The sequence below is a fragment of the Paraburkholderia unamae genome (assembly GCF_003096875.1).
GTDB classification, from domain to species: domain Bacteria; phylum Pseudomonadota; class Gammaproteobacteria; order Burkholderiales; family Burkholderiaceae; genus Paraburkholderia; species Paraburkholderia unamae.
On sequence record NZ_QEOB01000033.1, the window covers coordinates 61,198 to 87,093 of the forward strand.

At 58.3% G+C, this 25,896-nt stretch carries 19 protein-coding genes and 2 pseudogenes; 8 read left to right on the forward strand and 13 right to left on the reverse strand.

Annotated features, from left to right (window positions below; translation table 11 throughout):
- From C7402_RS47240 to C7402_RS40865, 7 genes are all read right to left on the reverse strand, one after another.
- A partial coding sequence (locus tag C7402_RS47240) for a condensation domain-containing protein (protein ID WP_165842108.1) occupies positions 1 to 3,409 on the reverse strand: 3,409 nt, incomplete at its 3' end.
- 3 nt (positions 3,410 to 3,412) lie between these two features.
- Positions 3,413 to 4,399, reverse strand: coding sequence for a fatty acid desaturase (locus tag C7402_RS40840; protein WP_116614596.1), 987 nt, complete (start codon positions 4,397 to 4,399; stop codon positions 3,413 to 3,415).
- A gap of 168 nt (positions 4,400 to 4,567) precedes the next feature.
- Positions 4,568 to 4,909, reverse strand: coding sequence for a nuclear transport factor 2 family protein (locus C7402_RS40845; protein ID WP_116614597.1), 342 nt, complete (start codon positions 4,907 to 4,909; stop codon positions 4,568 to 4,570).
- Between the two features lie 52 nt (positions 4,910 to 4,961).
- A complete protein-coding gene (locus C7402_RS40850; protein ID WP_116614598.1) occupies positions 4,962 to 5,762 on the reverse strand; it encodes a class I SAM-dependent methyltransferase in 801 nt (266 codons plus the stop codon).
- Between the two features lie 10 nt (positions 5,763 to 5,772).
- Positions 5,773 to 7,203 carry an MFS transporter gene (locus C7402_RS40855; protein ID WP_116614599.1) on the reverse strand — a complete coding sequence of 477 codons (1,431 nt, stop codon included), beginning with the start codon at positions 7,201 to 7,203 and terminating at the stop codon, positions 5,773 to 5,775.
- Positions 7,204 to 7,347: 144 nt separating this feature from the next.
- Positions 7,348 to 7,986 carry a LysE family translocator gene (locus tag C7402_RS40860; protein ID WP_116614600.1) on the reverse strand — a complete coding sequence of 213 codons (639 nt, stop codon included), beginning with the start codon at positions 7,984 to 7,986 and terminating at the stop codon, positions 7,348 to 7,350.
- Positions 7,987 to 7,988: 2 nt separating this feature from the next.
- Positions 7,989 to 9,014 carry an isopenicillin N synthase family dioxygenase gene (locus tag C7402_RS40865; RefSeq protein ID WP_116614601.1) on the reverse strand — a complete coding sequence of 342 codons (1,026 nt, stop codon included), beginning with the start codon at positions 9,012 to 9,014 and terminating at the stop codon, positions 7,989 to 7,991.
- A gap of 1,086 nt (positions 9,015 to 10,100) precedes the next feature.
- Between C7402_RS40865 and C7402_RS40870 the strand changes: the two are divergent.
- Positions 10,101 to 11,263, forward strand: a pseudogene (locus C7402_RS40870) (IS3 family transposase).
- Positions 11,264 to 11,744: 481 nt separating this feature from the next.
- Complete coding sequence (locus tag C7402_RS40875; RefSeq protein WP_116614602.1) at positions 11,745 to 12,728, forward strand: hypothetical protein; 984 nt, start codon at positions 11,745 to 11,747, stop codon at positions 12,726 to 12,728.
- 65 nt (positions 12,729 to 12,793) lie between these two features.
- On the opposite strand, the gene C7402_RS48100 is transcribed toward C7402_RS40875, so the two are convergent.
- Together C7402_RS48100 and C7402_RS48105 are read right to left on the reverse strand one after the other, a co-directional pair.
- Positions 12,794 to 13,237 (reverse strand): site-specific integrase, encoded by a 444-nt coding sequence (locus C7402_RS48100; RefSeq protein ID WP_279635604.1) that lies wholly within the window; start codon positions 13,235 to 13,237, stop codon positions 12,794 to 12,796.
- Between the two features lie 3 nt (positions 13,238 to 13,240).
- Positions 13,241 to 13,558, reverse strand: coding sequence for a site-specific integrase (locus tag C7402_RS48105; RefSeq protein WP_279635605.1), 318 nt, complete (start codon positions 13,556 to 13,558; stop codon positions 13,241 to 13,243).
- 571 nt (positions 13,559 to 14,129) lie between these two features.
- Here C7402_RS48105 and C7402_RS40885 point away from each other — a divergent pair.
- Positions 14,130 to 14,279, forward strand: a pseudogene (locus tag C7402_RS40885) (IS5/IS1182 family transposase); the annotation flags it as partial.
- A 142-nt stretch (positions 14,280 to 14,421) separates the two neighbouring features.
- On the opposite strand, the gene C7402_RS48385 reads toward C7402_RS40885, so the two are convergent.
- Complete coding sequence (locus tag C7402_RS48385; RefSeq protein WP_244315058.1) at positions 14,422 to 14,856, reverse strand: hypothetical protein; 435 nt, start codon at positions 14,854 to 14,856, stop codon at positions 14,422 to 14,424.
- Positions 14,857 to 15,256: 400 nt separating this feature from the next.
- On the opposite strand from C7402_RS48385, the gene C7402_RS40895 reads away from it, so the two are divergent.
- Positions 15,257 to 15,547, forward strand: coding sequence for a DUF4148 domain-containing protein (locus tag C7402_RS40895; protein ID WP_116614603.1), 291 nt, complete (start codon positions 15,257 to 15,259; stop codon positions 15,545 to 15,547).
- A 78-nt stretch (positions 15,548 to 15,625) separates the two neighbouring features.
- Here the strand turns inward: C7402_RS40895 and C7402_RS40900 are convergent, their stop codons facing one another.
- The 3 genes from C7402_RS40900 to C7402_RS40915 form a co-directional block, all read right to left on the reverse strand.
- The gene (locus tag C7402_RS40900; protein WP_116614604.1) at positions 15,626 to 16,798 is read right to left on the reverse strand and encodes a porin; all 1,173 of its coding nucleotides are present in this window, start codon (positions 16,796 to 16,798) and stop codon (positions 15,626 to 15,628) included.
- A gap of 75 nt (positions 16,799 to 16,873) precedes the next feature.
- Positions 16,874 to 18,223, reverse strand: a complete 1,350-nt coding sequence (locus C7402_RS40905; protein ID WP_116614605.1) for an MFS transporter — start codon at positions 18,221 to 18,223, stop codon at positions 16,874 to 16,876.
- Positions 18,224 to 18,783: 560 nt separating this feature from the next.
- Positions 18,784 to 19,068: an FUSC family protein gene (locus tag C7402_RS40915; RefSeq protein WP_116614606.1), complete on the reverse strand. Its 285-nt coding sequence runs from the start codon at positions 19,066 to 19,068 to the stop codon at positions 18,784 to 18,786.
- Positions 19,069 to 19,128: 60 nt separating this feature from the next.
- Here C7402_RS40915 and C7402_RS40920 point away from each other — a divergent pair, with 60 nt between their 5' ends.
- The 4 genes from C7402_RS40920 to C7402_RS40935 all read left to right on the forward strand — a co-directional run.
- Positions 19,129 to 20,013, forward strand: a complete 885-nt coding sequence (locus tag C7402_RS40920) for an AraC family transcriptional regulator (protein ID WP_208949082.1) — start codon at positions 19,129 to 19,131, stop codon at positions 20,011 to 20,013.
- Positions 20,014 to 20,315: 302 nt separating this feature from the next.
- Entirely contained in the window at positions 20,316 to 23,030 is a 2,715-nt protein-coding gene (mdeB, locus tag C7402_RS40925) for an alpha-ketoglutarate dehydrogenase (protein ID WP_116614608.1), read from the forward strand.
- Positions 23,031 to 23,166: 136 nt separating this feature from the next.
- The gene (gene aceF / locus C7402_RS40930; RefSeq protein WP_244315057.1) at positions 23,167 to 24,513 is read left to right on the forward strand and encodes a dihydrolipoyllysine-residue acetyltransferase; all 1,347 of its coding nucleotides are present in this window, start codon (positions 23,167 to 23,169) and stop codon (positions 24,511 to 24,513) included.
- Positions 24,514 to 24,601: 88 nt separating this feature from the next.
- On the forward strand, positions 24,602 to 25,896 hold a 1,295-nt coding region (locus tag C7402_RS40935), incomplete at its 3' end, for a dihydrolipoyl dehydrogenase family protein (RefSeq protein WP_116614616.1).

Genomic DNA, 25,896 nt, shown 5'->3' on the forward strand with positions numbered 1-25,896 from the left:
GCAGATCGCCGATCCTGCGTTGCGGTTCGGCCGCGACGGCTTCGAGGATGACGCGGTAGTGGCGTGCCAGTTGCTCGACGGCCTCCCGGTCGAAAAGTTCGGTGTCGTACTCGAAAACGAGACGTAAGCCGTCGCCCACCCGCTGAATCTCCACCTTGATCTCGAAGGCTGCGTGGCGGACGTCCGCCGGATGGCGGCCGGCAACCTTCAAGCCTGATTCGCCTGCCCAGTTCAAGTCGGCTTGATCGATGTCGAGCTCATTGTGGAAATTGAGCACGAGCTGCAGGTATGGCGTGTAATGCGAACGATGTGCCTGACGTCTGCCTGAATCGTCCGGCAGGACGCTGCGCATCAGATGCTCGAACGGAATCTGGTGTTCGTACGTCAGAAACAGGTCGTTTGCGTTGCTGCGTAGCAGTTCAGCATAGGGCATCGCCCCATCAATCCGGCTGCGCAATGGCATCACGTTGATGAAGTTGCCCACCAACGCTTCGGTTCCTTGAGGACGGTTTGCCGACATGATCCCTGTGCAGAAATCATGCTGCCCCGTCAAGCGAAACAACAAGGCATTCATCGCGGCAACCATGGTCATGAACAACGTCGCGTGATGAGCGCTTCCCAGCTCGGTAAGCGCTCCGGCAAGTGTTCGCGGCAGATGATCGGTGACAGCCGCGCCATGCTGGCGTGGCGTTGGCGTGCGGGCCCGGTCAGTTGCCAGTTCGAGCAGCTGCGGGGCGCCGTCAAGGTATCGCGTCCAAAAGGAGGTGCGCATGCCGAGCCATGCGCCGTCGAAATGACGCCGCTCCCACGAAACGACGTCGGAAAACTGAACGCGAAGCGGGGCGACCGGTGCGGCGCCGGCGTTACCTGACGCACCGTAGAGCGCACTGAGATCGCGCAGCATCACCGCAATGGACCAGCCATCGCAAACGATGTGATGTGCCGTGAGCAGCAGGACATGGGCTGTGGGCGACCGGCGTATCAGCGTGGCTCGCAGGAGCGGAGCGAGTGAGAGGTCGAAAGGGCGTTGGACCTCGCGGCGTGCTTCTTCCTCGATGCGGGATGCCACTACGGCATCGTCCTGACCCAAAAGATCGACAAGTAAAAGGGGGACTTCAACCTTGTCGAGGATGACCTGCTCGGGCTCGCCTGCGAACATGCGGAACTGCGTGCGCAACGGTTGATGCCGTGCCGCAAGTGCATTCAACGCCATCTCCAGCTTTGCGGTATCGACTGCCCCGTCGATCTCCAGCACACACGGTACGTTGTAGAACGCATTTCCTGGCTGATACTGATTGAGGAACCAGAAACGTTGCTGCGCGAACGACAATGGCATGTGTTGAGGCGTGAGGTGAGACGCCTCGATGGGGGGCAAGGAAGGCGACCCCGCTTTCGCCGTATCGATCTCCCTTGCAAGCGCGACGGGTGTGGGGGCGCGGAAAATGATATGCAGAGGAAGATCGACGCAGAACTGCGCTTGTATGCGTGCGATCATCTGCGCCGCCTGAAGCGAGTGTCCGCCTAGATGGAAAAAGTTGTCGCTGACAGTGATGTTGTTGTTGTGGAATGCTTCCTGCCAGATCGACAGCAATGTACGCGCGGTTGACGTCGAGGGTTCATCCTGCGTGTGGACGTCCTGTTGGCTTGCCTCCTGCGCAAGCGACCATGACCAGATGCTCTTTATCGACTGCTGCCGGAACAGCTCGCTGCAGCGAAGACGCTGGATTTTTCCGCTGGAGGTGCGCGGCACAGTGCCAGGCCGAACAAGCAGAACCGCGGCCACATCGAAAATCTCATGCCGCTCCGCGAGCGCTGAACGCAATCTGGGAATCAGCTCGTTCGTGGTCGGCTGCTTATGCGACTCGACTTCCTGAATGACAACGAGTTGTGTAGCCGGACCGTCCTCGAGTGAGAACGTGGCACAACCGTTTGGACGAAACGCCTCGTCCAGTCTTTCGATCGTCAGCTCGACGTCCTGCGGGTATAGCTTACGGCCGCCAAAATTCATGACCTCCTTCATGCGCCCAGTGACGTAAAGTCCCTGGGAATCGACGAATCCGAGGTCACCGCTGCGCAACCACGTGCCGCTTTCCTGCGTCAATCTGGCCGAAAATGTCGCTTCGCTTTCCTGATATTTGCCCCAATATCCTCGGGCGACAGACGGCCCTTGGACCCAGATCTCGCCGACCCGGTTCTCGGGCAATCGGGTCATCGTCGCCGGATCAACGATCGCCACACGATGGTCAAATGTGCGAGCGCTGCCGGTCAGTACGGCCTCGAGCGCTTCGCTGCCGGCAGGAGCATCGTTGACGACGCCACGTTCGAGTGCGGTTCTGTCCAGCGTGCGGATCGCAGGCGGTAAGTCCATGTGCTTGTTCATATTGGCGGTAACAAGCAGTACGGATTCGGCCATCCCGTATGCCGGCGTCATGACATGCGAGCGCAGTCCGGCACTCCCGAACGCTTCCTGGAAGCTGCGAACTGTCTCGGCGCGCACGCGCTCGGCGCCGTTGATGGCCAGTTCGAGGCAACCCAGATCCAGCGTTTGCTTTTCTTCCTGGGACACGCGTTTTGCACAAAGCTGGTAGGCAAAATTCGGCGCGCCTGTGATACGGGCACGAAAGTCGGAGATGAGTTTCAGCCAGCGATATGGGCGCCGCAGGAAGCTCGCGGGCGGAAACTGGACGCTGTGTCCACGCACGAAGACTGGCACCACAATCGCGCCGATCAAGCCGAAGTCGTGATAAGGGGGTACCCACGAGACGAAAACGTCCCCCTCTTTCAGTCCGTAGACGTCGCGGCACAATCGCGCGTTCGCTAGCAGTGCAGCATGTGTGACCTCGACGCCCTTGGGCGTGCCTGTTGACCCCGACGTGTACTGCAGGAAGACGACGTCATCAGGCGTCAGCGCGGGTTCGTTCCACTCGGCTATTGACCCGGTGTGCGGCGCGTCCGTCGCGAGCCACTTGAGGTCTCGCAGGAAGTCGTGAGCTCCTGTTGTTGCCGCTGACCGGTCCGGGGACTGGAGGACCGCGTCCAGTGTCAATGCCAGAGCCGGCCTGGCATCATCCACCATCGACCGAAGGCGATCCAGTGTACGTGTGTTAGCCGCGGAAACCGTCGGTACCGCTATCACGCCTGCGTAGACGCAAGCGTAAAAGGCCACGACGTATTCGAAGCACGACGGAAATACCAGTAAGACGCGGTCGCCCTTGTTCGTATGCTCTTGAATCCGTGCTGCAAGACGGCGCGCGGCATCGTCGAGTTGCGCGTACGTCACTTCGCTGCTAATGGACTCCCCGTCGCTCAGGTATGTGAACGCGGTGCAGTTCGCGAAATCCGAATGAGGTGCGGCGAGATTCCGGAGAAGATGGAGCAGGGTGGCGTGCGCCAGTGACGTCGATTGCATCGTTCAATGATCCCGGGAATAGGTTTCGTCCATTGCTGGAGATGAAGGCGGCGTTGAGGAACGTCTTTCCTGCAACTGGACTGCAACACCAGGAAAGAGGAGTGGCACGTTCGTATAGTGCGAGAACGCAACGATCCGACGATCCGTCGGAAGTTGGCTGGCGATCCTGGGAAGCTCCCGCCAGTGTGCGCCCGGCCGGAAATGATGCTCCTGGTGATAGCCAAGATTGAAGGTAAGGAAGTTATAGAGCCTTCCATAGCAGCTGACGGCGTCGCGCGCCCTGTCATTTGGGTCGCTGGCTCCCCAGTGCTGGAAGAAGTTCTCCGCCTGTCGCAACGTGTCGTTAAGATAGGTGACGGGGATGAAATAAAATACGAAAAATCGCCAGTCGATGGCCAGCAGCACGAGGCGAAACGTGAGCCACGCCGCCAGATCAAGCTTTGCAGCTGCAAGCACGTTGGGTTGGCGCAGTCTTGTAAGTACGCGCTCCGCGAGTTCAGGCTCTTTCGGGGAAACCAGAACGGCAAGGCGTGCCGGATCCCATCTTTTGAGGAGAACCAGGAAGATCACGTATTTGATGCCGAACGATTCAGGGAAGAAAAGCACGAGTGACAAAAATTGCGTGTGGAGCTTTCTTTTCAGGCCCAGCATCTCGAGAATCGAGCGGTCATTCCAGGATTCATCGGCAGCATGATGAAGTCCGTGACCAATGTTATAGGGTGTCTTTGGCGCGCCCGTCGTGGAGAAGCCCATCCGTACCAACGCATTCAACCAGCGCGCATGAAAGAACGGAGTGTGATAATGATTGTGATTGGCACCCGAATTTTGCAGCGAGAGCGCATTGAGTATCGGAATGAGCAACAGAAGGATCGGCCAGGAGAGCCGGTAAAACTCGAACGCAAGAATCACGTAGAACGATATCTGGAACGGGATGACGCAGACACAAAGGAGGTCTGCGCGGGAATTTCTGAGGATCCTGCGTTTGAACATGGCTGGTTTTGTTTGTTGCTGACTGGGTAGGGCGTGTTCTGAGGCGCATCCGGTCGCCGGCTACGCGATCGGATGCGATGTCCTGACAACACCCGCACTGAGTGGGGCTAGGGTCATGACGTGCTTGTGACGCTGCTGCTGGAAGGCAACTGCCCGCACTACTAACTACTATTCGGCCGGAAACGCCCAGCTGGCGACAATCAAACCACCGCGTACTTCAAAGACTGCGGCCATTTCGATGGGTTTCTCGGACAGGCCGCTGATTTTTTCGAAGTCGAAGACCTTGTTTCCCATTACCGTTCGGCTGATCAATTCAGCATGCAGTTCGGGAATGCTGAAGCGGTGGGTCCGATAGAATTCAGCGAGCGTCGCTTTCCCCACAATGGTGGGTTGCGGCTCATGCGCGCGATAACCACGGAAATCCTCGCTAAAATTCAGAAGAAAATGTTCGAGATTACGTGCGTTGTAGGCGTCGAACTGGCGTTTTACGGGATCCAGAAGATTGTTCAATTTTCACCTGTTGAATTTTGGTCTGTATCGGCAGCGTAATAAAACTTTCCCCTCAACACGTGAGAAGGAAAAGATCTCCATGCGTAGAGAACGGCATGACGACGCCGTGATAGTTCGACCTGTCACGTATCAATTTTCTTAGATAATTCGCGTCATAGGCAATAGATCTGAAATGATTTCCGGCCTTGAAGAGTACGCCCTGTTCGGCGTCGTATACGCGAATCTGGGATCGAGGGAAGCAATTCGAATAGTAGTTGTAGCGCCCGAGCGTCGTGGCTGATCTAGTGTTGAAATTTGACATCGCAAGATCTGCGCCAGTCAAACTGAACGAGCTAATCAGCTCGTCAACATTCACGAAATTTCCGAAAAGATTAAACGGAAACAGAACGACGATGCGTCGCTTGCACAGATTCTCATCAAGAATGGAAGAAATGACATGCTCGACCGGACCGCAAACGAATTCTATCCGCGCGTTTGAAGCGTGAGCATTCTTCGCTGACCGGATAGCCGATTCATTTATGTCGATCCCGATGTAACGGTGACATAGACTGGACAGCCAGCCCGCATTGCGACCCGAATGGCAGCCCACCTCGATGATGCAGTCATATTGCTCTACATGGAAGAGCTTGGTCAGACAGATCTTCTCGTCCGCAAGGAATAACTCGACTTCTGGTGAGAAGCTCCCCGGCTCCATGATCTTGACCGCGTCCTCGAACGCCGCGTAAAAATCGTTGTTGGGTGCGTCGGAAATTGGTGAATTTCCGTTGAGATTTTCGATCTTGAGCGGAGCCGCCGGCATAAGTCCGCCAGGAGAGCTAGGCATAAACTCTGATTCTCTCGAAAGTATGTCCATGAAAGATTTGCTATTCTCGAACAGTTTTCATTTCTGATACAAGGTCGATACTGTCTTGACGTGAAACTTCCGATGGAAAGGAGGTATCGTGCGGCATCGAAGTATTCGAAGTGACGGGTGCACATGGCGACGACGGAGCCGCTGCGTGATTGCGATGGAACGTGTCTGGAAATGAAAGCACGGCGACGATAGCGCAGGCACTAGCGGCCAACCAGACCACAGGCCATCCGGATGTCACTATCAGCGCGGGGACAGCGACCGTGCAAACGAACATTCCAACGAAGGCGCAGGTATTTCCAAGTCCTAATGCCGTGGCAACGCGTTGCGCGCCAGCGGCTGTTGCCAACTCCACGTAAGCAACGCCATGCCAGGCGGACACGCAGATTCCCGTAAACACGAACGCGACCAGCATGGCTACTCGCAGAAAATGAGTGCCATGGGAGCCTGCGTCACACGCCACGAACAGCGCAAGTGACAGAAACGCGCTGAAGCAGAGGAGGCAGGCGTTGCGCAGGAATTGCCCACGATTTTTCCGGCGGTCCGTCGCCCGGCCGATGTAAATGCGCAGTGCCGTGCTGCAGGCCTGAATGCCAACGACCGCAAGGCTGGTCACGATCATGCTGAATTGGCCGATATCGTGGAGAAACAGCGCGGCAAAGGTCAGGATCGAGCATTGTGCCGCGCATAGAACGCCGATGGCCAGGGAGATTCGCCAGACGCGCACGTTCGCCCAAATCGACGAGGCCTGCTTCCTGGTGTGCGCGCGCAATGAGGTCTCCTGTTGCGCAGCGACGGGTGTTGAGGCGGGGGGCGAATCATGCTCGCGCTGCGTGGGGCGCACGTAAGCCCATGCGAGAAGGGCGGCAATACCGGTAAGTAGCGCAAGGAGCATGTATACCGTGGAAAATCCCATCGACGCGGCAATCGGAGGCAACAGCAAGGCGCCGATTCCGCCACCTACAGGTAAAGCCGCCTGCCTGATACTCATGGCGAACCCGCGCTCGCTTTCGTCGAACGACGACATGATTGCGCGACCGCTAGCGCCATTTACGCTGCCACCAAAAATTCCCAGGCTTAGCGCGGCAAGCCAGAGATGCAACGTAGGCGGAACAAAGCCCGATGACGGTGCAACGCAGGCCGACATGACGCAAAGGGTGACGAACAAGGCGGTCAGGCCGAGCAGCAGCGAAGTCCGCTCTCCCCAGCGATCGGAAAGCATGCCCCAGGGCAACTCGCTGATCGCCAGCCCGCCGCCGAAAAGACCGAACACCAAACCGACGTCGGCATCGGTCAGGTGATAGCCGATCCGCATGGAAACAGCCGTGACGGGAAGGCCCGCAAAGACTGTATAGAAACTAGCATTTGCGAAGAATCCGACCGCGAGAATCTTCCAGCGAAGATCGATGCCGCGGCGTGTTGGCTTGGCGCAGGTTTTATTCATATGAGAAGAGATAGTGCCGGTGGGTGCGGAACAGGATGACGGGTGAATCAGGTGCCCCCGCGTTCGACCGGATCAGGCGCGCGATACTTGCGCGGCTTGCTACGATCGAATGGGCGAGAGCCCCACGTCAAAACTGGCGGCACGTCAAATGATTGCGACACGCATGCCCAGGCCAATCAATACCAGTGAAGATAGCGCCTGAACGACCACGCCGGATATTTTTCCGTCAAACAGCTTCTTCAATATGAATCCACCGCCGAGCGCGATGATGAGATCCGAAGGCACGGCAGTCAACGGAATCATCGAACCGAGAATAAACGATTGCATGGGAACGTGAATGCCGTGTGGGTTGATGAACTGTGGAATGAACGACAGAAAGAACACCACGGTCTTCGGGTTCGTGATCTCGGTGACCGCAGCCTGAAAGTAGATGCTCGACAAGGCGGCGTCTTTTGGCTTCGCGGCTGCGTTTTCCGCGGTTCTGGCGCGGCGGAACAAGTCGCGTGCCGCCTGCACACCGAGATAGACCAGATACAGCGCTCCAGCGAGTTTAATAATCCTGAAGATAACAGGATTAGCGATAATGACCGCGGAAATACCGATCGTGGCCAGTAGTACATGGAAAAAGCCACCGGTGGCGAGTCCGAGTGCTGATACGACGCCCGCCTTACGTCCCTGCGCGGCCGTTCTCGAAAGGATGTAAAGCATTGACGGGCCAGGGGAGCAACTCAGGATGAATCCGGCAACAATCACCGAGATGATCGCCCGTGTTTCGACGATCATGTTTAATCCAGTTCCTTGACGGTATATTGAAACGGATTTTCCGAAGGCATGCCGTTTCGAAGTTCGAACTGGCCAGATACATGCAACTTGCGAAGATACGAAAAATCGCGGGTGACCTGCTCCAGCAAGTGTTCGCCTGCAACGATTTCCTTGTACTCGCGCAGACCATCACTCGCGAGAATGAAGCGTTCCATGGGTGCAATCTTCGAGTTGTAATCCAGCGATGAGAAGAAGGGGATCGAGTAGCGTTCCTTGCCGGTATTGATAACCCGGTGCGCGTTTGATTTCCAGTATCCGTTAGTCAGGCATTCGAGCATGTCGCCGATATTCACGACCAGTGCGCCGTCGACTGGCGGCACATCGATCCACGCCCCATTCCGGAGTTGAGCCTGAAGGCCTGGACTATCCTGATACAGGATCGTGAAGCATTCGTAATCGGTATGTGCACCCATATTGGTGTCTTTGAGATCAAGCGCATCGTTGTTTTCAATATAATGAAGCAGCCGTAGTTGCGAGGCTGGATGGCTCATCTTCGAAACGATTGCCCCTGGCTCCATATCGAGCGAGATCTCGATGATGGTGGAAAATTCCCGGCTGACGTCGATCATGTCGCAAAAGAAGCGGTAGACGACGTTTCGGAACCCCGGCAGATCCGGCCAGCGTAGCGGGCCATTGAATATATTGCTGCCAACGTCATCTGAGACTGTTTCGAGGGAGAGGTCGAATGACTCGTAGCGCCTGCGCTTCCCCTCATCGCCGTAGAGTCCCTTTTCTGTAAAAGGAACATAGCCGGCGTGTCGCATGTCCGCGCCGATGCGATAGCTTTCCTTGTAGTCTAGGGGCATTGCGTGAAATCGTGCGGCTTGCTCACGAACGGCCGATACATTGAGGTCTAGCCCCGTGACATAGAACAGCCCCGTACTAAGCGCGGCGTTATTTATCTGTGCCGCAAGTTGCTCTCGTGTTCGACCAGAATCGGAGTGAATGGCCGCAGCATTGATGGTTGGTATTGGCGATGTCTCTTTCATGATCTCAATACTTGATTGCACGGAACAACTGACCAGCGTTTACCGTTAGACCGGGTGTCGATTGCGAAAACGATGAGTGGTGTTATCTCCATTCTTCGCAGCGCCTTTGCGTGAGCATCGCCTGCTGTCCACGTGGTGCATCCTGGAGTCCCAGCCGTGTCCGTTATCTCGTCACCGGAGGCGAGCTTTTCTCCTGCACTCCGAACTGGCATCGACTTTGAAACCATAGAAGTAGTCCCCAAACTTCTGCGGGCTCTGATACGTGCTATGCAATCACAGCGGCACTCGTCAACGCAGTGCAAGAAAGACAGATCTGTATACTTTACGTTTCGATCGTCATGGCAATCTTCTGTTCTGGTCGATTTTGGCTTTTTTGCTTCATGCCCTGTTTTTGCAGAACATGGTGTCAATCTAGTTGATTAATTGGCGATGGGAAATGCTTCGGCAGTTATTTGGGAATATTCCTATATACCAGGAAAGATAATTGTAAAGCTTACTAAAGATAAATATTCGAGATGGTTATTTTTCTTTATATAAAACAGGGAGAAGACTGCGTTTCCGGTTTTCGGCTAGCAGGAGACCATTGCCCGGAAAACGATTGCGCTGAATCAACCGGGAAAATTCGCTGGCCACTGGCGAGCCCGTTCTAGGGTGGGCTAACCCCAAGGTTACGTGCGTGGCGGCGCTACGTGAGTGACGATGCGGGCAGCTCCAGTCGTTTCAATGGCCACGACCGGGCGCGTGCGGTAGCGGGTGCGCTTGCCATCTGGTCACCGCAATGGCGGGCGCTACCGGCGTTCGCGGGACTGTGAGAGGGGGATGTTGAGCGTCGCGTCAAGGGAGGAGTGAACTAGGGTTCTGTGCGCCGTTGGCTTCCCGACACGACCATTGCGAGGTGAGTAGACTCGGGGAGTTGCACCCGAGTCTCTCGCAGAACCGAACGTGAATCTCTCGACTCATTCGACTCCCGTTATCCAACCGATGCCCCGACGACACGCCAGTGAACAAACAACCGGGGTGGATGTAGTGTTCTAATGAACCCGGACACTGATTTAGGCGAGAATGCTCGCCATGAAGAGGTGTCTGATGACCAAGCAACGTCGTACGTTTTCCCCGGAATTCAAACAGCAAGCCGCCTGTCTGATACTCGACCAGGGTTATAGCCATATGGAGGCGAGCCGCTCAGTCGGCGTCGGCGAGACGGTGCTGCGTCGTTGGGTGCAGCAACTTCAGATGGAACGCCAAGGCGTCACGCCGCAGGGCAAGGCGATCACACCGGATCAACAGCGTATTCAGGAGCTCGAAGCGCGTATCGAACGCCTCGAGCGTGAGAAGGCCATTTTAAAAAAGGCTACCGCGCTCTTGATGTCGGAAGGCATCGAACGTACGAAGTAATTGATCAGATTGGCGCAAGCGAGTCGGTCGAACTGATCTGCGTGGTATTCGGCGTATCCCGGTCCTGCCTGTATGCGTACCGGGAGCGTGTCCAGCGCGTTGATGCCGGACGCATGGCACTGCGTAGCCGGGTACACGAACTGTTCATCGAAAGCCGAAGCTCTGCCGGCAGCCGCAGCATCATGGGCATGATGCGCGAGGAAGGTACGGTGATTGGCCGCTTCAAGGTCAGCCGCTTGATGGAAGAACTCGGGCTGATCTGCAAGCAGCCGGGTCGCCATGCCTACAAGCAGGCCACGGTCGAGCGGATCGATATCCCGAACCAACTCAATCGTGAATTCGAGGTTGGTACACCGAATCAGGTCTGGTGTGGTGACATCACGTATGTTTGGGCGCAGGGCCGTTGGCATTATCTGGCCGTGGTACTAGATCTGTTCACGCGTCGGGTCGTCGGCTGGGCGTTCCCGACACGCCCGGATGCCGATCTGGTCGTGCAGGCGTTGGAGATGGCCTATGAGCAGCGTGGTCGACCGCAAGGCTTGCTGTTTCACTCGGATCAAGGCGGCCAGTATGCAAGCCGGAAATTCCGTCAGCGCCTGTGGCGCTATCGGATACAGCAGAGCATGAGCCGTCGTGGAAATTGCTGGGACAACTCCCCGATGGAAAGGCTGTTCCGCAGCTTCAAGACGGAATGGCTGCCGTCAGTGGGGTACATGTCGGCGCAAGAAGCACATCGGGACATCAGCCACTACCTGATGCACCGGTACAACTAGATACGGCCGCATCAGTTCAATGACGGACTGGTGCCCGCCGTTGCGGAAGAAAAACTTAACGCAGTGTCCGGGATGTGTTGACCACTACACACGAACCAGGCCGTACAGGCAGGTACATTTATTAACTGGGAAAGGTTGTAGCGGATAGCGGCCAACGAGTGACTTTCTTGCGCTGCAAACGGAGCTGTAGACTGCAGCGGCGTGCTCGCTCGCATTGCTACGCAGTGTGAGCGTCTCGTGTACCACAAGCGCTTTCATTCGCTTTTTGACACGGCCTTGCCGCTGCATACGCACTACGACGTTCTAGAAAAGACCGTGAGACGTCTGGCAGAGCCACGCTGCGTAGACTATGGCGCACTTTGACAACTGCAAGCAGCTTGCCCGGCGATGACCCCTGTGTGCGCTTCAAAAGAGCCCGGCGTTCCGAATACGACACGGTGATGGGCGCCGGAACATGTGGGCGTTCCGTGACGAGGCGTCGCGCGCTCCCCGCATCCGAACGGATGCGTGTTTTTGCGTACGCGCAGCGAATCGAGGCATCAAGCGTGGCGGCGTGGCCATTATGAGCGGTGCGGCTTCGTGGCTGAGATGCTCGGCGACCCTATTGCTGCTTCATAGCACATGGGCCAGCGCTCAGGAGTTCTCACTGTTCGGCGGAGGATCGAGAGCCGACAGTACGAACACTTATACATGGGCATTCAATTATCAGGAAGGACTGGGCAAATACTTCGCAGCGAGCTTCACATGGCTCAACGAAGGCCACATCCCGGACCATCACCGTGACGGGCAGATGGTGCAGCTCTGGGCCCGCATTCCGGTGGGGAGTCCCCAGTTCGTGCTCCAGGCAGGGGTTGGGCCATACCGTTACTTCGATACGACCACCGCCGATCAGGGCGGCAGTTACTCGGATGTGCACGGCTGGGGTGTGGTCTATAGCGTGCGTGCTGCATACTACGCCTCCAGCCGGTGGGTTACCCAACTGCAGCTCAATCGAGTCCACGTGCAGCGTGGTCCGGATGCGACGAGCGTGATGCTGGGCATCGGCTATCAGCTCGATGCCCCCGGTTCGCCCGGTCCGCGCGACTGGGCCGCAGGGTCGACGTCGAAAGTGACGAACAACGAGGTCGCGGTCTATCTGGGCAAGACCATCGTGAATTCGACAACTTCGCCCTCAGCTTTGGGCGGCGCAATCGAATACCGGCGCGGCCTGATGAAATACATGGACATCACCGTGGGCTACCTTCACGAAGGCAGCAGTAAAACGGCGCGCCGGAACGGCGTCACCAGCCAGTTGTGGGCGACGCGCGCATTCCTCAACGACAAGGTGACACTGGCCGTCGGCGCCGGTGCGTATTACGCCATCAATGAAAACGAGAACAGCGAATCGCCGGGCCCGGGAGCAGGTAAATTTTCGGGTCTCGTCACCATCGCCGGGTCATATCGATTCGCTGATCATTGGGACGGGCGGCTCGAATGGAACCGCGTCGTGACGCGCTACAATCGCGATACCGATGTCATTTTCGCGGGTGTGGGCTATCGCTGGTGATGATGTACAGGGCGTCGCGGTATCGGCGCCGGTCCGCGGTCTTCGGTTCGCTGTACGACGCTTCTTCACCGCTGAGGGTTGGCGTTCGCCTCGGCTCCCCCGCGGGTTTGCCTGCCGTCTGCGTGAACTCGCGGCTGGCTTGACGGCGGGTTTGCTGCGCGGTTTTCGCAGGCTGAACGGATTGCCGCCAGGCATGCTTGTGCCTTTGGCCGTTGCCACGGTGTGCGCTCGAGCGCATCCGTTGCATGCGTGTGACGTATCCAGTGTGGTGTCGCGCGACGCAGCTTGCGGGCGGGCGCCGGGTGGTTGGCCTCAATCACGTCGGCCGCCGTATGGAAGAACCAGCGCAGGATTTCCCTCAGGAGCGATGTGGTGATGGCGCTTGGCGCATCGAGGTCGCCGAGCAGCGGCATGTACGCGCCCCATCGGACGGGGCTAGACGGGCTTACCGGGAGGGCACGTTGAACCAGGTACTGGTCCATCGCAAAGCGCGCGAGCGGCGGCAGCACGACCTAGCCGCCTTTCGCGCCCTTGCCGGTGAGATGCAGCCAGCGCTCGCCATGCGCGCCGGCCTGAATGCCGCCGAGTGTGATGCCGACCAGATCGGCCACACGCAGACCCGTCGCGTAACCGAAGTCGAGCAGAATGTGCAGGCGCTGCGCAGCCGACGTCGCCCGGCCATGCGACCACTCGATGCCATCGGCGTTCGTGCGGAGCAGCTCCCATTCGCCGGTCGTGAAGGCGCGCGAGACGTCCAGGTCGTCAGCCCGCTGCGCCCCCCTTGACCGTGAGACTAGCGAACGAATTCGCCAGCACGTAGCGCTGCTCAATCATTCACCGGAACATGGCGCGAAGCACGGACAGCGCATGGCCGATGGTATCCGGTGACATCGCGCCCGTGAACGGCCGCCACCCAGCGGATGATCGCGGTCGCGCCGGCCCGACCCAACGGACTCGCGGAGCCGGACGTCGCAGAAAGGCGCGGTACGCTGTGGCATCCTCGCTCGTCAGTGAGGACCGTGCCTTGCCGCGCTCAACTATCGCCCACAGCAGCAACCGTTTCGCTTCCCGGCGCTAGGCACGCCGGGTCTCTGCCGCTTCGTGGCGTTCGAGCCAGGCGTTGATTGCCGCCGGTCGTTATCGGCCTCGAGGGCGCATAGCTGCTTCGGCACGCGGAAGACCTGGATGAATCGTCAACTTCGTGCGGAATGAGGATGCTTTCCCATGGCGCAACGGGGGAGGGCGCTTCCGTGACAATCAAGGCGCGAGCGCTCGGTGAGCGCAGGATATGCGGCGAAAGAAGGTTTCGATCCGCCCGGCACTAGTTTGCCGAAGCTGCGGATTACGATCCAGCATCGCCGCGGGCGGGGCAACAATGGGCTGAGCGGACGGCGCGAGGGGATGTGCACAACGACGCCGCTGGATGACTTCGTGCCTGCGAGCCACCCTTTGCGCCCGATTCGTCTTTGGCTGAACGACGCACTCAAGCGTATGGGGCCGCCTTTCGAACGAAGGTACGAGAGTGGAGTTGCTACTGTAATTCCGGACAGAGCTTCACACCAGGTTAGCTAAATCCATCGACCGCTGGAACTCGCGAGGCGAGCGGAATTTCAGCGCTATGGGGTTGCTCTTCGTTGTAAGGCTCGAACGCGATGGCGTCTTCCGTTGTGAGCGATGAGAGCGCGCAGCCACGCTAGACGATCGCCAGGAGGGTCAGGCGTTCGGATTCCTCGCGGTAGATGCGGTGCACCGCGCGCGTGATGGCAATCAGTCGGTGACGGATATCCCCGAACGGTTGCGCGCCGATTTTCGGTCGCCGCGCACCGGGCAGATAGCGCTCAACGGCGGGACGCACGGTGAGGCGCACTACCACACGCGTTGCATGGCGAGTTCGTCGGCATCGAGGATTCTGGATGATTCCCCGGGCGTGCGGGCAGGTTGAAGCGTGGGCCTTATTTTCGTTGGATGTAGTTTTGGCTTTAAATCGATGTCTTTTGATAATAATAGTTATCTTATACCGCGTCAATGCCTCCTTGATGAGCGGCCGCGCATAACGACGCCGATTGGACTGTAGACCGCACGCCGTGCGCCGAAAAAGCTCTGGCAGTTTTTGCAGATAAGTTGTCATTTTCCACAAATTCAGACCAACCGAATCTGGATAAAGTACCAATCATGAAGACGCTTCAAAGCACCGGAGTTTGCGGTTCTCGTGCTTCGAGCCGGCAGTGAACAAGAGTTCTGCACTGTAGATGGCCGCCGTGCGGCACAAATCAATGATGTAACCGTCACGCGCCAGTCAGCGTCAATAACAGATCGCCGAGAGGTCAACCTTAAGGTCAGGGGAGTCAATCATCTTGAAACTTATCTTTTCGCAAGTCGCAAAGGCGATAGTGTCCATGTCCGCCATTCAGAAGTTGGACATTATTGTCTGCAATTCGGCGGGCCAGGAAATCCCGTACGTCATGTTGTTCACCATGTATGGTTTCGTCTGAATGCGGAACCACAGCTATACCAGGAAGGAGTTTTTCATGCGAACGATAATTGCAGCGGTACTCTGCTTCGTGATCTTCTTCCCGTTGGCCGCAAGCGCGGGTGTAGTCGACACGAACTGCTCCGCGGCGGTGCTCACGAGTGGGAAGACGCGTGCCGAGGTACGGGCTGAACTCGTTCAGGCAGAACGCGACGGCTGGATTCCGAAAAACTCGGGCAGGCAGCGGGCCTACCCGCCCGATATGTCACAGACTCGCCGGAATCAGGATGCCTATGATGCAGGCGCTGGGGCGACACCATACTATCAGGCGTCGAACCAGCAACCTTGAGAAACCACAGTGGCGTCGGCATGCCGGTAATGAAATACCGCCGCATCCTTATGTCAAAGCGTTGGCGAGCGACAATCCCTAGAATTTATGTCGAATAGCGAGCCGATAGACCATCTGGTGATTATTCGACGAATCTCCGGACCCGCCAATGTCGGCGACCGCCAGCGCGCCCGTCGACGATGTGCCGGAAGCACGTTGCCAGCCGCCTGAGAAGTATACGTCGGTACGCTTCGACAGCAGATAGTCCAGGATGAACGCCACCTGATTGTAGTGCTGATTGCCGACGGATTTGCCTTGTGCCGTCGTGACGCTCCGCGCATTCGTATAGTCATACGCGACGCCGACGGAAAACGCCGGTGTGAAACGGTAGTTCAAACCGATGTCGTAGTTGTTGAAGATGGCCGTACCGTTCAGGAACGCCGCGCCCAGATTAGCGTATTGAGTATTCGAGTACGAGGCGCTGACTGCCGCGTTGCCGATCGTGTAGGTCGCCGCGATGACGGCGTCCTGGTAGGCTTGTGCGACCTGATAGGCCGAGTTCAGTGATGAGGCCAGCAGATTGAAGCCGCTTGCATAGTTGGTGAACCAACCGTTACCTGGTGTCGCCGTCGGGTGTTTGAAGTAATCGAACGCCGCACCGACCTGAAGCGGTCCGTGTGTGTAACCGGCTCCAATTGAATAGCCAGACGTCGAAGTGAAGTCGCCGGGTACGCCGCCAAAGCTATATGCAAGGCCAAACGAGAAGCCATGGAAATCCGGGCTCATGTAGCGTACTGAGTTGTTGAATCGCACGCTGTTACTGGTATTGTCGAAATCTCCCGGATGCCCGCTCGGCAGGTCCCCAACCGCTGCGGAACCGGTAAGAAACTCGGGGAAATACCACACCATGTCGTATTGACGGCCGAAGGTGAGAGCGCCGTAGGTGTCACTGCTCAGTCCGACGAAAGCTTGCCGGCCAAACGCCGTGCCGCCCTGGGCAAGTTGTCCATTATTCACGTTGATTCCAGACTCGAGAGTAAAAATGGCCTTGAAACCGCCTCCCAGATCTTCCTTGCCCGTCAGTCCCCAGCGACTGCCGTCGATACCGTCCAGCGAGTCCATGTAGACGGCTTTGCCGCCACCCACGTTGGTCTGGTAATGAATACCGTTGTCGATCTCGCCATAGAGCGTGACGCTATTTTCGCTATGCGCGACGGAACTGGCGAGCCCCACGAGCGAGCCGACAATGATTTCTATTTTTTTCGTTTTCATGAGAGATCCACATTTCAAAGGCAATACAAAAGAACAGTCCACTCAACGTCCATCGATTCAGTGCGTGATGAAAGGTCAGGATGAAAAGGACTTCTTCAGGTCTTTCTTCGTCAGGCCATAGCAAGCACCCATCAGGGCCACGCAAGCCGCTGCAACGAGTATTGGTGCAGCGGCCACGCGAAACATCGCGTCGGCGGTCCAGTTGTTCGCGTACAGGACGCCCGCGAGGTAAGTGCCGCCCGCAGCGCCTAGCCGACCGAATCCATACGCCCATGCGACGCCCGGGGCGCGCAATTCCGGGCTATAAAAGAGCGTGCACAACGCGATGGCGCAGGTTTGTCCCCCGCTAATGCAAAAGCCGCAAAAGAAGATCGTCGTGAGTAAAGCCAGATGCGATGAGCCGATTGCTATCGAGATTGCATACATCGAGACAGCGCCGCCGACGTAGACCGCGGACAAGATTCTGTAAGGACTCGTGCGGTCCATGATCGGGCCCATCAGAAGACTGGCCACCATGCCGCCGATGATCACGGTAATGGTCGCCCAAACCACGAGCGCGGGTGGAAATGAGATGGACGCGAGAACGGTCGGCAGCCAGCTTTGCAGAAAATAGAAAGTGGCCAGGTTGATGGCGAACACCGCCCACAGCAGGAACGTCCCCAGGCGGAATTGCGCGGAGAACAATCCGAGCACGCTTGCATCCACAGCCTTCTCTTCGTGAGTGACCAGTTCGGTGTCCGATTGCAGCGTGAAATCGGGAAAGAGGCGCCTGGTTGCGTGAAGCAGTTCAGCCTGATCCGCATTTCTCGACAGATAGGCCACGGATTCCGGCAGCAGCGGGATAAGCAAGACCGTCAAGCCCAGTGCCGCGAGCCCGCCCAACCACATTGGACCTTGCCAGCCAAACCGCGGAATCAAAGCGCTACTGCAAATTCCCGCGAAGATAAAACCCAGCGCATACCCCATGTAGACGAGAATGACGAAAGTCGCGCGGGTTCTCTTCGGGCTGAATTCCGAAACGAGGCCGACCGCGCAAGGCGTGGCCGCTCCCAGGCCGATGCCCGTGAGGAACCTTAAGGCGATCAGTTGCGGCACGCTAGTGGCAAAGACGGTCAGGACGGTGAACAGACCGAAAGCAGCGGTTGCCATGAAAGCAATCTTCTTTGTGCCGAAGCGCTGGGTCGCGAACGGAATACCGAAGTTGCCGATCAGCAATCCGAAGAAAACCGCAGAAAAAATCGCGCCGAATACCGCCTTGGGCAGTTGCCATTCCTTCGCGAGAACGGGCACGATGAAGCTGATGACCTGGGTGTCGAAGCCATCGAACAGCATGAGCAGCGCACAGAAGGCGACGATGAAATACTGCCTCCTGCCGATTCTGCGACTGTCGATCAGATCGTGGACGTTGATTTGTCGTATTTTCATATTGTTCTCCTCGCGTTCAAAGGAATGGTTTAGACAGGGTATTTAATTTTGTTTTATTGTTTTAAAAGTGAGGCGCAGTCGGTTGTAAGTTAAGGTAAAATGTAGTGGGTTTGATGAAGCAAAAATTGAAGTGGCCAAAACCTACCTAATTGCTGAGGTTAATTTATTCTGCGAATAGAACGGTGATGCATATTCAACCGCCGAGGACCTTGTCGTACCGGAGCGAGCGACATGTGCGGTGACGCGGCATTGTTTCCCGTTCTGATATTCTCTGAAGAAGCTGATCTGTCTCGCCTGATTTATTATTTCGTCATTCCATATTTCATGGAACTCAATGAAATACGGCTCGTCTGAACCATGAAGTCATTTGATTGCACGGAGAAATATTGCCGCAGTTCAGGCAGCATTTTTTATTCTTGTGTTGCCGATGTGGCGCTCCGCTCGGCAGTTTGTGCGGTGAGAGCGGTCAATCGAAGCGTAATTCGCGGTCGGTGGCTCGCTGAACTTCGCGGTGCCCCCCACGTCGATCCGCCACGATGCCATCGTGGCTTTCGTCTGACTCATGAACCGCGCACTTGCTCTGAGATGCTGGCAACGGTCGAGATTGCGCCGGGATTCATCACGTACGGAACGCCGATCAGGCTCGCCGTGTGACCGACGAGCTGAAATGCGTAGGCCCGAGGCGTGCGGTCAAGACGTGCGATGTAGAGACAGAAGCCGATGCAGATGGCGAGCGCGGCACTGAGGAACAGGGGTTCATTGACTACGGCCGGAGCGAGCAATACGGTCGCCGCCGAGCCCGCCAATGTGCCGGGAAAACGGACGAGCTCGCGGCTGATTACCATCTACTCTGCCGACTCTTTCTCCGCATGAATATCGCTACAATATCAACCTGTCGCTAAAAAATGCCAGATATGGAACGTTACGTTAGCCTTCCTGATTTTGCGGATCCCGACGCGATCGATCGGCCGGCGGTAGCGCTGCGCATGCACCTGGACGAGCATGCTGCGGAAATCCCCATTCACAAGCATCGAAAGGGGCAACTGGTGTTGGCATTGCACGGCGCCGTAACCTGTCAGGTCGCGGACGCCTTCTGGATCGTCCCGCCGCAGTGCGGAGTCTGGATTCCCGGCGAGATGCCGCACAGTAACCATGCCACGCCGAATGCCCAGCTTTGCTATCTGTTTGTAGAGCCTGGCATCGTCGACTTACCGATGGATTGCTGCACGCTGTCCGTTTCGCCCATGGTGCGGGAAATGATCCTGCATCTCGCGGGAGCGCCGCTGGACTATGAGCAAAGCGGCCATACCGACCGGCTTGCGCGCGTGCTATTGCATGAGCTGACGTTGATGCCGGTCGAGCGCCTCTATCTGCCGGTTACAGATCATCCGCGCATCCGGCAGATGGCGGACGCATTGAATGCCAATCCCGGCGATCGCAGCACCATCGCACAATGGGCCAAACGTCTTGCAATGAGCGAGCGTTCGCTGGCAAGACTCGTCGTCAGTGAAACGGGACTGACGTTTGGCCGCTGGCGGCAGCAGTTGCAACTGCTCGTTGCGGTGCGTGAGCTTGCCGGCGGCGCTTCCGTGCAACGTGTGTCGGACGAACTCGGCTATGAGTCGGTAACCGCTTTCATCACCATGTTCAAGAAAGCGCTCGGGCATTCGCCAGGTCGTTACTTCGCCGCGCTGGCGCGCACGCAGTCGAAGGCCGTGCCCGTGTCGACGGATTCGACTGAGGTGGATGAGCCAGCGGATGGCCTGGCGGACGCGGCGACCGACGTGTGAAATCGCGCGCGCCTCAGCGCGTCGATGAAAGCACGGCGCGAGCGGCTGCAATCATGTCGTCGAGCCATTCCTGATACCTGTTGATCATCTCAGCGCCGAAACGCGCTTCCTGTCCATCACTTCGCCTCGCCCACGCCAGGCCGCCCGGAAAAAAGAGAAATGCTGTAAATCAGGCATTTCGCCGAAGGGATTGCAGGCGGCACCGCTTCGTCAGCCCTAACTACGACCACACATTCTGCTGCATCCCCCGTAATCTTTGCGCACTCGCCACTGAATTCGCATTGCTCTTACGGAGTTGCAAGATGACCGACTTATCGACGGGGACACCCTCGATCCTTTCCCTGAGTCAGACGAAAGTCGACGACGACCCACTGGAAACCGCTGAATGGCTCGATGCGCTGGATGGCGTGGTCCGGCATGCGGGTGCTGAGCGGGCTCAGTACTTGTTCGATCGGCTCGTGGCCCACGCTTCGTCCAACGGTATCGCAACGGCGCGCCTGAATATCACGCCCTACGCGAATACGATTGCCGTCGATCGGCAGCCTCCGTATCCGGGCGACCTCGATATCGAAGAAAAGCTTGCCGCTGCGCTGCGCTGGAATGCGCTGGCCATGGTAGTGCGGGCCAATCGCGCCTACGGTGAACTGGGCGGCCATATTGCCAGCTATGCGTCGGCGGCCGACCTGTTCGAAGTAGGCTTCAATCATTTCTTCCGTGGTCCGAACGATGCACACGGTGGAGATCTCGTCTATTTTCAGCCTCATTCGGCGCCAGGCGTTTACGCGCGGGCTTACCTTGAAGGCTTTCTCAACGAGACGCATCTCGAACATTACCGACAGGAAATCACCGGTACGGGCTTGTGTTCCTATCCGCATCCATGGCTGATGCCGGGCTTCTGGCAGTTCCCGACCGGCTCGATGGGCATTGGGCCGATCAACTCGATCTACCAGGCGCGCTTCATGCGTTATTTGCAGAACCGCGGACTGCAACGCACGGAAGGCCGCAAAGTGTGGGGCTATTTCGGCGATGGCGAAATGGACGAACCCGAGGCGATCGGCGCGCTTTCGCTGGCCGCGCGCGAGGGGCTCGACAATCTCGTGTTCGTGATCAACTGCAATTTGCAACGGCTCGACGGACCGGTGCGCAGCAATGGCCGCATCATCGACGAACTCGAAGCGCAGTTCGCGGGGGCGGGCTGGAACGTTATCAAAGTGCTGTGGGGTTCGGACTGGGACGCCCTGTTCGCACGTGATCGCACGGGGGCGCTGGTGCGCGCGTTCGCGCACACTGTGGACGGCCAGTTCCAGACTTTTTCCGCCAACGACGGCGCCTACAATCGCGAACGCTTTTTCGGTCAGAACCCGGAACTGGCCGCGCTCGCCGCGCATCTGAGCAACGACGATATCGACTGCCTGCGGCGCGGCGGCCACGATGTGCGCAAATTGCACGCTGCCTATGAAAAGGCATCGAAACACAAGGGCCAACCCACGGTCATTCTCGCGAAGACCATGAAGGGCTTCGGCATGGGCTCGATCGGCCAGGGGCGCATGACAACGCATCAGCAAAAAAAGCTCGACATCGACCAGTTGAAGGGGTTTCGCGACCGCTTTCGCCTGCCACTCTCCGACGCCGATGTCGAACAACTCAAGTTCTACAAACCCGAGGAAAGCAGTGCTGTCATGCAGTATCTGCACGCGCGCCGGGCAGCGCTGGGCGGCTACCTTCCGAGAAGGCGCGCAGCGGCATCGCACACGCCGTCTGTGCCCGCGATGTCGTCGTGGGGGCAATTCGCGCTCGACACAAACAACAAGGAAATGTCGACCACGATGGCGATCGTGCGCATGCTCGGCAACCTGTTGAAGGACGCCGCGCTGGGGCCGCGCGTGGTGCCCGTCGTCGCGGACGAAGCGCGCACCTTCGGCATGGCCAATCTGTTCCGGCAAGTCGGTATCTATTCGCCGCTCGGTCAACTGTACGAGCCGGAAGACATGGGTTCGATGCTCTATTACCGTGAGGATACGGGCGGCCAGATTCTGGAGGAAGGCATCTCTGAGGCGGGTGCGGTGTCGTCGTGGATTGCCGCGGCGACGTCTTACAGCGTGCACGATCTGACGATGCTGCCGTTTTATATCTATTACTCGATGTTCGGTTTCCAGCGTATCGGCGATTTGATCTGGGCCGCAGCGGACCAGCGCGCACGCGGTTTCCTGATCGGCGCGACGGCCGGCAAGACGACGCTAGGTGGTGAAGGCCTTCAGCATCAGGACGGCACGAGCCATCTTGCGGCCTCGACGATACCGAACTGCCGTGCGTACGATCCGGCCTTTGCGTACGAAGTGGCGATGATCGTCGACGAAGGCATGCAGGAGATGATCCGGCGTCAGCGCGACGTGTTTTACTACATGACGGTCACCAACGAAAACTACGCGCAGCGTCCGTTAGCTGAAGCGGATGTCGATCGTGTCCGGCGTGGCGTACTCAAGGGGATGTACGTGCTGGAGCCTGCGCGGGTCGAGATCGCCCAGGTGCAGTTGCTGGGCTCGGGCGCGATTCTCGGTGAAGTCCAGGCAGCGGCCCAGATGTTGAAAGACGACTGGGATATCGACGCGGCCGTATGGAGTGTGACGAGCTTTACAGAATTGCATCGCGACGGCGTGTCCGTGGAGCGCGCGCAGCGGCTGCTGGAGAGTGGCGAACCCGCGCAGCCTTACGTGACGGAATCGCTGGGCGCGTCGCGTGGACCGGTGATCGCCGCGACTGACTATGTGCGCGCCGTGCCCGAACTGATCCGTGCGTACGTGCCGTCCCGCTATGTTGTGCTCGGCACCGACGGCTTCGGACGCAGCGATACACGTGCGGCGTTGCGGGCGTTCTTCGAAGTGGATCGCGCGTCGATCGTGATCGCCGCGTTGAAAGCACTCGTCGACGGCGGGCAGCAGGACTCGGGCATAGTGCGTCAGGCAATCGACAGATATGGGCGAAGCGCAAGCGGGCTGATCGACCCCTGGCTTGTCTAGAACCCATTGCCCTGTGGGCTCCATGAGAGCGGCGCGCGAATTGGGTGCTCGAAGGTTTCGCGCTTTCATCGGTTAATCGTGGGTAATCAGATCGAATGAAGCGCGTCCGGCTATGTGAAGAGCTCGGCGCCGCCTGTTGAAACGCTTGTTGTTGGAGACGAATGTGCGGGTGACACGAATAGAGGTGCCGGATATCGGCGATTACAAGAATATTCCGGTAATCGAAGTTCTGGTGGAAGTAGGACAACGCGTCGAGCAGGAGCAATCGCTCGTCATGCTCGAATCGGACAAAGCGACGATGGATGTGCCCAGCCCGACCGCTGGCGTGATCAAGGAACTGAAGGTCGCGGTTGGCGACAAGGTGTCGCAAGGCGCACTGATCGTGCTGATCGAAAGCGAGCGCGAGCGGCACGACGAGGCGGTGCCTGTGCCTGCCGCCGCCGCTGTGCGCGATCTCACTCGGCCGGAGGCGAATGCCACGACAGTGCCAGCGTACGAACTGAAATCCGCGCCCGCGCCAATGCATCGCGCCCCATCGCGCGAATGCGAGCCACATTGCGAAAGCCATGCATCGCCAGCGGTGCGTAAGCTCGCGCGAGAACTGGGCGTCGAGATATCACGCGTGCAGAGCACCGGTCCGAAGCAGCGCGTTACTTTGGAAGACGTTACCGCGTTCGTCAGGAACGCGATGACGACATCGACCGGCACGCCCACAGTCTCGACGCCGCCTGTTTCGGCGAACGGAGCGGAGTTGGGTCTATTGCCGTGGCCGAAGGTCGATTTCGCGAAATTTGGTCCCGTCGATTCGCAGCCGCTGTCGCGCATCAAGAAGATCTCCGGCGCCAACCTCCATCGCAACTGGGTGATGATCCCGCACGTCACGAACAACGACGAAGCGGATATCACCGAACTGGAGGCACTGCGTACGCAGTTGAACAAGGAATACGAAAAGGCGGGTGTGAAGTTCACGATGCTGGCCTTCGTGATCAAAGCGGTCGTTGTGGCGCTGAAGAAATTCCCGACGCTCAATGCAAGCCTCCAGGCCGACAACCTCATGTTCAAGCAGTACTACCACATTGGTTTCGCCGCTGATACGCCGAATGGTCTCGTCGTGCCCGTTATCCGCGATGCGGACAAGAAGGGTCTCGTCGACATCGCGAAGGAAATGGGCGAACTGTCGAAGCTTGCCCGGGAAAGCAAGCTCAAACCCGATCAGATGCAGGGGGGCTGCTTTTCGATCTCGTCGCTCGGCGGCATCGGCGGCACTCACTTCACACCGATCATCAACGCGCCGGAAGTAGCGATCCTCGGCCTGTCGAAGAGCGCGATGAAGCCGGTGTGGGACGGCCAGCAGTTCATGCCGCGCCTGATCCTGCCCCTCTCCCTGTCGTTCGATCACCGCGCCCTGGATGGCGCGGAAGCGGGCCGTTTCAACGCATATCTGGTTTCGCTATTGGCCGATTACCGCCGGATGCTGCTCTGATGAAGCGGGCGAGCGATTCTGCACGAAGCGGCGATAACGCTTCTTTCTGCTTGAACAGAGATGTGCGAGCAACACAACAAGGGTTTTCATAAGCGTGATAGAGATCAAGGTGCCGGATATCGGCGACTTCAAGGACATCGACGTCATCGAAGTCAACATCAAGGCGGGCGACGTCATCGAGAAAGAGCAGACGCTGCTCTCGCTCGAGTCGGACAAGGCCACGATGGAAGTGCCCAGCGACGTCGCGGGCACGGTGAAGGAAGTGAAGATCAAGCCGGGCGACAAGGCTTCGCAGGGCACGGTGATCGCGCTGGTCGAGGCATCGGAAGGCGCAGCGGCGCCGGCCGCGGCTCCGAAGGCCGAAGCGCCCAAGGCCGCCGAAGCGCCCAAGGCCGCCGAAGCACCGAAGGCCGCCGAAGCACCGAAGGCCGCCGAAGCCTCAAAAGCACCGGCACCGCAAGCCGGCAGCTTCGGCGGCAGCGCCGACGTCGAATGCGACATGCTCGTGCTCGGCGCGGGCCCCGGCGGCTACTCGGCGGCGTTCCGCGCCGCCGACCTCGGCATGAAGACCGTGCTGGTCGAGCGTTATTCGACGCTCGGCGGCGTGTGCCTGAACGTGGGCTGCATTCCGTCGAAGGCGCTGCTGCACACGGCGCTCGTGATCGATGAAGCCGAAGCGCTCGGCTCGCACGGCATCACGTTCGGCAAGCCGCAGATCGATCTCGACCGCCTGCGCGACTTCAAGTCCGGCGTCGTCAAGAAGCTCACCGGCGGTCTCGCCGGCATGGCGAAGGCGCGCAAGGTCGAAGTCGTGACGGGGCTGGGCTCGTTCCTTGATTCGCATCACATGGAAGTGGCGGGCGAGGGCGGCAAGAAGATCGTCAAGTTCAAGCAGGCGATCATCGCGGCGGGCTCGCAGGCGGTGAAGCTGCCGTTCATGCCGGAAGATCCGCGCGTGGTCGATTCGACCGGCGCGCTGGAGCTGCGCCAGTTGCCGCAGAAGATGCTCGTGATCGGCGGCGGCATCATCGGTCTGGAAATGGCCACCGTCTATGCGACGCTCGGCGCGCAGATCGACGTCGTGGAAATGCTCGACGGCCTGATGGCCGGCGCGGACCGCGATCTCGTGAAGGTCTGGGAGAAATACAACGCGAAGCGCTTCGCGAATGTCATGCTCAAGACCAAAACGACGAAGGCCGAGGCGAAGGACGACGGCATCTACGTCACCTTCGAAGGCGAGAAGGCGCCGGCCGAAGCGCAGCGCTACGACCTCGTGCTGGTCGCCGTGGGCCGCTCGCCCAACGGCAAGAAGATCGGCGCGGACAAGGCCGGTGTGGCGGTGACGGATCGCGGCTTCATCGAAGTCGACAAGCAGATGCGCAC

Coding starts and splice junctions, on each gene's coding strand:
- C7402_RS40840 (WP_116614596.1), bottom strand. CDS start 4,399: ATGTTCAAACGCAGGATCCTCAGAAATTCCCGCGCAGACCTCCTTTGT.
- C7402_RS40850 (WP_116614598.1), bottom strand. CDS start 5,762: ATGGACATACTTTCGAGAGAATCAGAGTTTATGCCTAGCTCTCCTGGC.
- C7402_RS40855 (WP_116614599.1), bottom strand. CDS start 7,203: ATGAATAAAACCTGCGCCAAGCCAACACGCCGCGGCATCGATCTTCGC.
- C7402_RS40860 (WP_116614600.1), bottom strand. CDS start 7,986: ATGATCGTCGAAACACGGGCGATCATCTCGGTGATTGTTGCCGGATTC.
- C7402_RS40865 (WP_116614601.1), bottom strand. CDS start 9,014: ATGAAAGAGACATCGCCAATACCAACCATCAATGCTGCGGCCATTCAC.
- C7402_RS40875 (WP_116614602.1), top strand. CDS start 11,745: ATGAGCGGTGCGGCTTCGTGGCTGAGATGCTCGGCGACCCTATTGCTG.
- C7402_RS48385 (WP_244315058.1), bottom strand. CDS start 14,856: ATGACAACTTATCTGCAAAAACTGCCAGAGCTTTTTCGGCGCACGGCG.
- C7402_RS40895 (WP_116614603.1), top strand. CDS start 15,257: ATGCGAACGATAATTGCAGCGGTACTCTGCTTCGTGATCTTCTTCCCG.
- C7402_RS40900 (WP_116614604.1), bottom strand. CDS start 16,798: ATGAAAACGAAAAAAATAGAAATCATTGTCGGCTCGCTCGTGGGGCTC.
- C7402_RS40905 (WP_116614605.1), bottom strand. CDS start 18,223: ATGAAAATACGACAAATCAACGTCCACGATCTGATCGACAGTCGCAGA.
- C7402_RS40915 (WP_116614606.1), bottom strand. CDS start 19,068: ATGGTAATCAGCCGCGAGCTCGTCCGTTTTCCCGGCACATTGGCGGGC.
- C7402_RS40920 (WP_208949082.1), top strand. CDS start 19,129: ATGCCAGATATGGAACGTTACGTTAGCCTTCCTGATTTTGCGGATCCC.
- mdeB (WP_116614608.1), top strand. CDS start 20,316: ATGACCGACTTATCGACGGGGACACCCTCGATCCTTTCCCTGAGTCAG.